General features: G+C 46.2%; 6 protein-coding genes. 4 read left to right on the top strand and 2 right to left on the bottom strand.

What is annotated here, in order from left to right:
• The 4 genes from IQ270_RS25870 to IQ270_RS25855 form a co-directional block, all read left to right on the top strand.
• Window positions 1–219: SufD family Fe-S cluster assembly protein (locus tag IQ270_RS25870; RefSeq protein ID WP_193976030.1), on the top strand; the 219-nt coding region annotated here is incomplete at its 5' end.
• 387 nt (window positions 220–606) lie between these two features.
• Complete coding sequence (gene sufC, locus IQ270_RS25865) at window positions 607–1,398, top strand: Fe-S cluster assembly ATPase SufC (RefSeq protein WP_193976029.1); 792 nt, start codon at window positions 607–609, stop codon at window positions 1,396–1,398.
• Entirely contained in the window at window positions 1,395–2,717 is a 1,323-nt protein-coding gene (gene sufD / locus IQ270_RS25860; RefSeq protein WP_193976028.1) for a Fe-S cluster assembly protein SufD, read from the top strand. Before sufC ends, sufD begins: the two co-directional genes overlap by 4 nt.
• Window positions 2,718–2,981: 264 nt before the next feature.
• Window positions 2,982–4,232, top strand: coding sequence for a SufS family cysteine desulfurase (locus IQ270_RS25855; RefSeq protein ID WP_193976027.1), 1,251 nt, complete (start codon window positions 2,982–2,984; stop codon window positions 4,230–4,232).
• 137 nt (window positions 4,233–4,369) lie between these two features.
• Here the strand turns inward: IQ270_RS25855 and IQ270_RS25850 are convergent, their stop codons facing one another.
• Both IQ270_RS25850 and IQ270_RS25845 read right to left on the bottom strand, forming a co-directional pair.
• Window positions 4,370–6,184 (bottom strand): efflux RND transporter permease subunit, encoded by a 1,815-nt coding sequence (locus IQ270_RS25850; protein ID WP_228056705.1) that lies wholly within the window; start codon window positions 6,182–6,184, stop codon window positions 4,370–4,372.
• 377 nt (window positions 6,185–6,561) lie between these two features.
• On the bottom strand, window positions 6,562–8,275 hold a 1,714-nt coding region (locus IQ270_RS25845), incomplete at its 5' end, for an efflux RND transporter periplasmic adaptor subunit (protein ID WP_193976026.1).

The following is an 8,275-nucleotide window of genomic DNA, read 5'->3' as shown; positions in this document are numbered from 1 at the left end:
GTGCAGAACCACACTGCTAAAGTGGAACACGAAGCATCGACTTCTAAAATAGGCGAAGAGCAATTGTTCTTCTTCGCCCAGCGAGGAATTTCCGCAGAAAATGCTATTTCAATGATGATTAGCGGTTTCTGCAAAGATGTTTTCAATCAGTTACCAATGGAATTTGCAGCGGAAGCTGATAAGTTGTTGAGCCTGAAGCTAGAAGGAAGTGTCGGATAATTTTTGTGGGCGAGAAACCCTTCCAGGCTCTGTCCATTGGTGACAACTTAAGTTCAAACCCATCCACAGACTGCTGCTTAACTATTAAACTTAGATCCCCCCTAGCCCCCCTTAAGAAGGGGGGAACCGGAGTCTTCTCAAAGTCCCCCTTCTTAAGGGGGATGCGAGGGGGATCTAGGCTCGGCATATAAACGAGATTTATCAAGGGTTTTAGTCTTAAATTGTCACCAATGGGTTCTGCCTGGTAACGCATATCTAGAGGCTCTGCCTCGCTTTTCTCTCTCGCGTTTCTGGCGAGGAAGAGCCTCGCGAAAAGCATTCATAGGCAGAGCCTAGGAACGAGAAGAAAACAACTGTAAAACGCATTGAGGCAAAGGAAAAAAATAGATGATTGTTGAAAATAGTCAAGTGGTATTGTCAGTCCGCAATTTAACTGCGAATGTCGAAGGTACCCAAATCCTAAAAGGTTTGAACCTAGAAATTAAATCCGGCGAAATTCATGCCATCATGGGCCCGAACGGTTCAGGAAAAAGCACCTTATCCAAAATCTTAGCCGGCCATCCTGCTTATACAGTAACAGGTGGAGAGGTTACGTTTTTAGGGCAAAACTTACTAGAATTAGCACCCGAAGAACGCTCTCTGGCTGGCATATTTCTCGCTTTCCAATATCCTTTAGAAATTCCGGGTGTCAGCAATCTGGACTTCTTGCGCGTGGCTTACAACGCTCACCTGAAACATCGCGGATTGGAAGAATTAGATGCTTTTGATTTCCAAGATTTAATCGAGGAGAAGCTGGATATTGTCAAGATGAATGACTCTTTCTTGAACCGCAGCGTGAATGAGGGTTTTTCCGGTGGCGAGAAGAAGCGCAACGAGATTTTGCAAATGGCGCTTTTAGAACCGAAATTAGCGATTTTGGATGAGACAGATTCTGGTTTGGATATCGATGCTCTCAAGATTGTCGCTGGCGGTGTGAATCAATTGTCAACTGCCGAAAATTGTATGTTGGTGATTACTCACTATCAGCGGTTGTTGAATTACATTATTCCTGATTTTATTCACGTCATGGAAGCTGGTAGAATTATCTTGACTGGCCCGAAAGAGTTGGCGCTGGAATTGGAAGAACGCGGTTATGATTGGGTTGTGGAAGAAGAAGCAGCAGGAGTTGGCGCGCGATGATAAATACTCAGGTTGCTACTAGAGAAATGTTTTTGGCTGGTTTGGTGAATCAGTGCGAAAAGTTGGGTAAAGCTAATGGCAAAAATTCTGCTTACGGGCTCGATGATTTACGCGAAATTGCGGCGGAATACGTTCTTGCAGCTAGTTTTCCGACTGTGAGGGATGAAGAATGGCGGTTTACTGATTTGTCGTCGCTGTTGCAAATTCAGTTTAATGTGCCCCAGAGTAATCAGTCAGCAATTAAGTTGTCTGATATTACTATGCCTGTGAAAAACAAGGATGATTTACCTTTAAGATTGGTATTTGTCAACGGTGTTTATGCGCCGGATTTGTCAGCGGTGAATTTGCCGGACTTTTATGTAGGTAATCTATCCAATGTACCGGAAAAATATCAGGCGCGCATCGCCGATGTTTTGGGCCAGCACAGACAACAAACTGAAGTATTTACTGCTTTAAATATCGCGGGTTTGGTCGATTCTGCGGTGGTGTTCGTGCCGGCTAATATGTCGATCGACCTTCCGATTCACTTGCTCTTCCTGACTGCACCAGGTGCATCTCCGACGATGTGTCAGCCGCACTGCTTAATTGTAGCTGAGGCTGGCAGCAAAGTCACTGTCGTGGAGGATTACGCAACTATCGGCAATGTACCCGCTTTTACGAATGCTGTCACGGATGTTGTTGTCGGTGAAAACGCCACTGTGAACCATGTTCGGCTTCAGCGCGAAGGTTTGGATGTGGTTCATGTGGGCAAAAGTTCGATCGCCCAATCTCGCAACAGCCGTTATACTTGTCATGCTATCAGCTTGGGTGGCAAAATATCCCGGCACAATTTAGAAGTCTTTCAGCACGGCGAAGCGACTGAAACAACTCTCAACGGTTTAACCGTAGCCTTTGGCGAACAGTTATCCGACACTCACAGCTTGATTAGTTTCAATCATCCCCACGGTACAAGCCGCCAACTGCATAAGTGCATCATCGGTAACAAAGCTCGTGCTGTATTTAACGGCAAAGTTTTCGTTTCCAAAGCCGCCCAATTAACAGATGCGGGACAGTTGAGCCGGAATTTGTTGCTGTCATCAAGAGCTCGTGTAGACACTAAACCGCAGTTGGAAATTGTGGCCGACAACGTGAAATGTTCCCACGGTGCAACAGTCAGCCAATTAGAAGACGATGAACTTTTCTACTTGCAAAGTCGCGGCTTGGATTTAGAGAGAAGTCGCTATTTGCTAATCGATGCTTTTGCGGCGGAAATTCTGGATAAATTGCCAATTCTTGGGGTAGCAAAAATGCTTTCTACCTGCGTGGCTGTCCAAGGATAAAGGAATCAGCAACAGACTGGGGGGTGTTTTATTGCCAAGCCGGAGATCCCCCTCGCATCCCCCTTAAGAAGGGGGACTTTGAGAATACTCTTGTCCCCCCCCCTGGATAAGAGGAACTTTGAGAATACTCTTGTCCCTCCCTCGATAAGAGGAACTTTGAGAATACTCTTGTCCCCCCCTTATTAAAAGGGGGTTAGGGGGGATCTCCTGGTTCAAAAATAAACCCTAGAAGCGAGTTTCAAAACAATACTAACTTCAAAAAATATGACACTTATTCAAGAAAAAACCTTAGCCTCAAAAGTGCGCGGTGACTTCCCAATTCTGAATGAAAAAGTCAACGGTAAACCGCTAGTGTATCTCGACAATGCAGCTACTTCTCAAAAACCCTTAGCTGTCCTCAATGCTTGGCGAGAATATTATGAAAAATACAATTCTAATGTTCACCGCGGTGCCCATACTCTTAGTGGAAAAGCCACAGATGCTTACGAAGGTGCTAGAGATAAAGTGGCTGCTTTTATCAATGCAGCTTCCCGCCAAGAAATTGTTTACACTCGCAATGCTACCGAAGCGATTAATTTAGTTGCTTACTCTTGGGGTTTGAACAATCTGCAAGCGGGAGATGAGATTATCCTGTCAGTAATGGAACACCACAGCAATTTGGTGCCTTGGCAAATGATTGCTCAAAAAACTGGCGCTGTGCTGAAGTTTGTTGAGTTGACGGAGACTCAGGAGTTTGATTTAGCACAGTTCAAAACGCTGATTTCAAATAAAACTAAGTTGGTGTCTGTAGTTCATGTTTCTAATACTTTGGGCTGCATAAATCCAGTTAAAGAAATCTGCGAAATTGCTCACACTTATGGCGCAAAAGTTTTAATTGATGCTTGCCAAAGTGTGCCACATATGGTAATAGATGTGCAGGCAATGGATTGCGATTGGTTGGTTGCTTCCGGGCACAAAATGTGCGCTCCCACTGGCATCGGTTTTTTGTACGGAAAGCTGGATTTATTGAGAGAAATGCCTCCGTTTTTTGGCGGGGGCGAGATGATTGCTGATGTTTTTCTCGAATATTCTACCTATGCTGATTTGCCGCACAAGTTTGAGGCGGGGACTCCGGCAATTGGGGAGGCGATCGCCCTTGGTGCCGCAATCGATTATCTTAATAACATTGGCATGGATAAGATTCACGCCTGCGAAGCCGAGTTGACGGCTTATCTGTTCCAGCAATTGCGGCAAATTCCAGAGATTAAAATTTACGGGCCGCAACCGGACAGCAACGGCGAAGGTAGGGCGGCGTTAGCCTCGTTTAGCGCCGGAGAAATTCACCCTCAAGACTTGTCTACCATGTTGGATGAGGAGGGAGTCGCGATTCGTTCCGGGCATCACTGCACGCAAGCTTTGCACCGCTATCTTGATATTTCATCTACTGCACGGGCGAGTTTGTATTTTTACAATACCTATGAGGAGATTGATGTGTTTGTGAAAGCGTTGAAAGAGACGATCGACTTTTTCAGTTAGATTATGGAGTAAGTTTGTGGGGTGGCAGTTGAAATCTGAACTACACAGACGAAACCATTTTTTGCGGGTTTTATGTCCCAAGTAAGTAGGGTGGCACTATCCACCCTACTTGTTGCACCCAACTAATTGAATCAAAGTTAATTACTTGCCTGATAACCATTTAAGTTAGTAGTAATGTTCGGATCTTCCCGAATCATCTTGACAACGGCTTGCTGGTGCCGTGCTAATTCATCAAAAGAGGCATCCCGTGCAGCTTGAGTAATGCCCGTAATTTGTCCCGTATCTTGGCTGGGAATAAAGCCTTTGGGAACTGCCACGAACAATCCAACTGTGGCAAATACCATTGCCAATGATAAAATCATGGTGGTGCGGTGATATTTTAAAGCTTTTTTTAGGCTCCAATCGTACCAGCTCAAAAACACATCGAACACGTACTCGGAAGCTTGATAAAATCTGCTTGGATTGGCGTGATTTGCTTCGCGGAGAAAACGGCTGCACAACATCGGTGTCAGGCTCAAAGATACAAAACCGGAGACTAAAATTGAAACCGCAATTGTGACGGCAAATTCATGAAACAAGCGCCCCAACAACTCGCTCATAAATAACATCGGAATAAACACCGCCACCAAGGAAAGCGTCATCGATAAAATCGTAAAACCGATTTCGCTAGAGCCGTTTAGCGCGGCTTCTCGGGGGCTGTCTCCGGCTTCGATGTGGCGGACGATGTTTTCGAGCATGACGATCGCATCATCGACTACAAAGCCCACAGATAGTGTCAGGGCCATCATTGACAAGTTGTCGAGGGAGTAGTCGAACAAGTGCATGACGGCGAAGGTTCCGATCAGCGAAACCGGCAGCGCTAAACTGGGAATGACTGTGGCAGAAAGATTGCGTAAAAATACGAAAATTACTAAAATTACTAGGACGATCGCCAAAACCAGTGTAAACCGCACATCATCCACCGACTCGCGAATCGATTGAGACGCATCGTACATCACCCCAAGCGCGATCGAACTTGGAATCTGGGTTTTCAAATTGGGCAGCAATTTTTGAATCGTATCTACAACTTCTACAGTATTCGTGCCCGGCTGTCTCTGAATCGTGAGGATAATTGCGCGATCGTTGTTGTACCAACTAGCAACTCGAGTATTTTCTACGCTGTCAATCACTCGCCCTAATTGTTCGAGATAAACAGGCTGTCCATTTTTATAAGTCACAATCAAACGGCGGAATGCAGCAGCATCTTTAAGTTGTCCGTTAGCTTGCACCGTAAAGTTTTTATGACTTCCCGAAAGACTTCCTGTGGGTAAATTAACATTGCCTTGTTGGATGGCAGTTTGCACTTGATCGATACCAATTTGCCGCGCCGCTAACTGTTGCGGATCGAGTTGAATTCGAGCAGCATATTTTTGAGAACCGTAAATCTGCACTTGCGCTACACCGTTGATTGTCGAAAGCTTTTGCGCTAGATAAGTTTGCGCGTATTTATCAACTTCAGAAAGCGGCAGCGTTGGCGAAGTGAGATAAAGGTAAAGAATTGGCCCGTCGGCCGGGTTAACTTTGCTGTAATTCGGCGGATTTGGCAAATCATTCGGCATTTGGCCAGATGCCGAAGAAATTGCCGATTCCACATCTTGCGCCGCATCATCAATATTGTGGCTGAGATTGAATTGAAGGGTAATTTGAGTTTGACCGCTGGTACTCGTTGATGTTAGCGTATCGAGTCCCGCAATGCTGGAAAATTGCTTTTCTAGGGGGCGCGCTACCGATGCCGCCATTGTTTCCGGGCTGGCACCGGGACGGGAAGCGCTAACTTGAATTGTGGGATAATCCACGTTTGGCAAATCGCTAATCGGCAGCAATAGATAACTCATCCAACCAAAGATTATAATTGCCGCCATCACCAAGGTGGTCATAATTGGACGGCGAATAAATGGTTCTGAAAGATTCATTTAGTTACACCATTTTAAGATAAGAATAGAATCGTAAAATACCCGGCGGTTGAAACCGCGTCTACACAGACAAAACCCGCCGACGCGGGTTGAAGAATGCGCGGTAAAATTATGTTATTTTCTTGAGTCCGCGGAGGCGGACATTGTTTGTGTAGACGTGGTTTTAACCGCCGTGTCATCTTGAGTCCGCGGAGGCGGACATTGTTTGTGTAGACGCGGTTTCAACCGCCGTGTCATCTTGTTTCTGTAGACGTGGTTTCAACCGCCGTGTCATCTTGTTTGTGTAGACGTGGTTTCAACCGCCGTCTCATCTTTCTTTCTTGAGTCCGCGGAGGCGGACATTGTTTGTGTAGACGCGGTTTCAACCGCCGTCTCATCTACGGATTATTTCGCGATTTACCTGACTTATTTCCCGACGAATGGGAGTCGGTGCCAGATTTTTTATTCCCTGATGTGTCTGAATAATCGCCCTTTGTTGAATCAGAATTATCTCGCTCGCCCTCTGCTTCTTTAATCCGAATCTTGCTACCATCAACCAGATTAGCTTGTCCGTCTGTCACAACTTCATCACCCGCATCCACACCTTTTTGGATGACACTTAATCCGCCGATCGTATTCCCGACAACTACAGGCACATTGTCTACTGTATCGTCGTCTTGGGCGACAAATACAAATTGTCCGTTCGGCCCGGTTTGTACTGCTTGGGAGGGAACTACAATTGCATTTGGTTGTTGAGATAGTGTTAATGTAGTATTGACAAATTGACCGGGAAACAGTTTACTATCGGCCTTATTGAATTCGCCAATTAGTTGAATTGAGCCTGTAGAATTATCAACCGTATTGTTGATAAATGATAAAATTCCTGATATTGGGCGATTGTTTCCGGCAAAGGTGACATCAACTTTTAGCTTGCCGTTGTCTGCATATTTTTGGATGTCTGGGAGGTTGGATTCGGGAACAGAAAAGGCAACTTGAATAGGATTGATTTTCGAGATTGTGACTAAGGGTTTGTCTGTGCTTGGTTGCACTACATTGCCTTCTGTGACTAGAATATTGCCGGCGCGTCTGTCGATCGGCGCATAGACCTTGGTATAGGATGATTGCACCTGAGCATTTTTCAAGCTACCGCCGTCTGCACTCACCCCTGCTTGAAAACCCTCGATCGCCGATCGATCGCCATCAACAACAGCCCGAGCATTGTCAATCCCCACTAAATCGCTCTTCACCGCCGTCTGAGCGTTCTCAATTCCCACCAAATCGCTCTTCACCGCAGTTTCAGCATTTGCGATCGCCACGGAGTCACCTTGGACGACAGACTCCGCATTTGTGATGCCAATGCGATCGCTCTTTACCGCCGTTTCTGCATTGGCGATCGCCTGTTTGTCAAGCTCCACCGTTGCCGCCGCAGCTCGACTGCTAGTAGCGTATTGTTGCGCCTGATCTTGACTAATTACTCCTTGTTTGTAGAGCTCTGCGTAACGTTGACTTTGGGCTTCGGCATACTCGGCTTGCGCTCGATCTTTGCTCAAAGTTGCCATCGCCTGCTTAACCGCACCTAAGTCTTTTTCCAAAGTCATTTTCGACTGTTCAACAACTCCCTTATCTTTCGCCAGAGTCATTTTCGCTTGTTCGACAACACCCAAATCTTTTTGCAGAATCGCCCTAGCTTGTTCGACAATTCCTCTATCTTTATCCAAAGTCGCCCTAGCTTGTTCGACAATTCCTTGATCTTTAGCAAGATTAGCCCTCTCTTGTTGCACCTGGGCGCGGTCTTTTGCTACGATACCCTGAGCTTGTTGGATCGAAGCATTTTGAGAGCGATCGTCGATCGAAAAAAGCAACTGTCCTTTCTTAACTTCTTGCCCTTTCTTAAAATAAACCCCCGTCACCCGCCCGCTAGTCTGTGCTGTCACCGAAACAGTAGCACCAGACTGCATATTGCCGATCGCCTGTAACTGAATCGGCACAGTTTTTTTAGTCGCCGTCGCCACCACAACCCGAGTTATTTGCATTTTACCACCGCGACGGCTCGGTTTTTCCGGCTTCGGAGCGATCGCCCGCTGCCAAACCAAAAATCCCAAACCTCCCACC

It is taken from the genome of Microcoleus sp. LEGE 07076, assembly GCF_015207455.1.
GTDB lineage: Bacteria > Cyanobacteriota > Cyanobacteriia > Cyanobacteriales > Microcoleaceae > Microcoleus.
The sequence above is the reverse complement of the archived record's forward strand: the minus strand, read 5'-3'. Positions and strand labels throughout refer to the sequence as shown.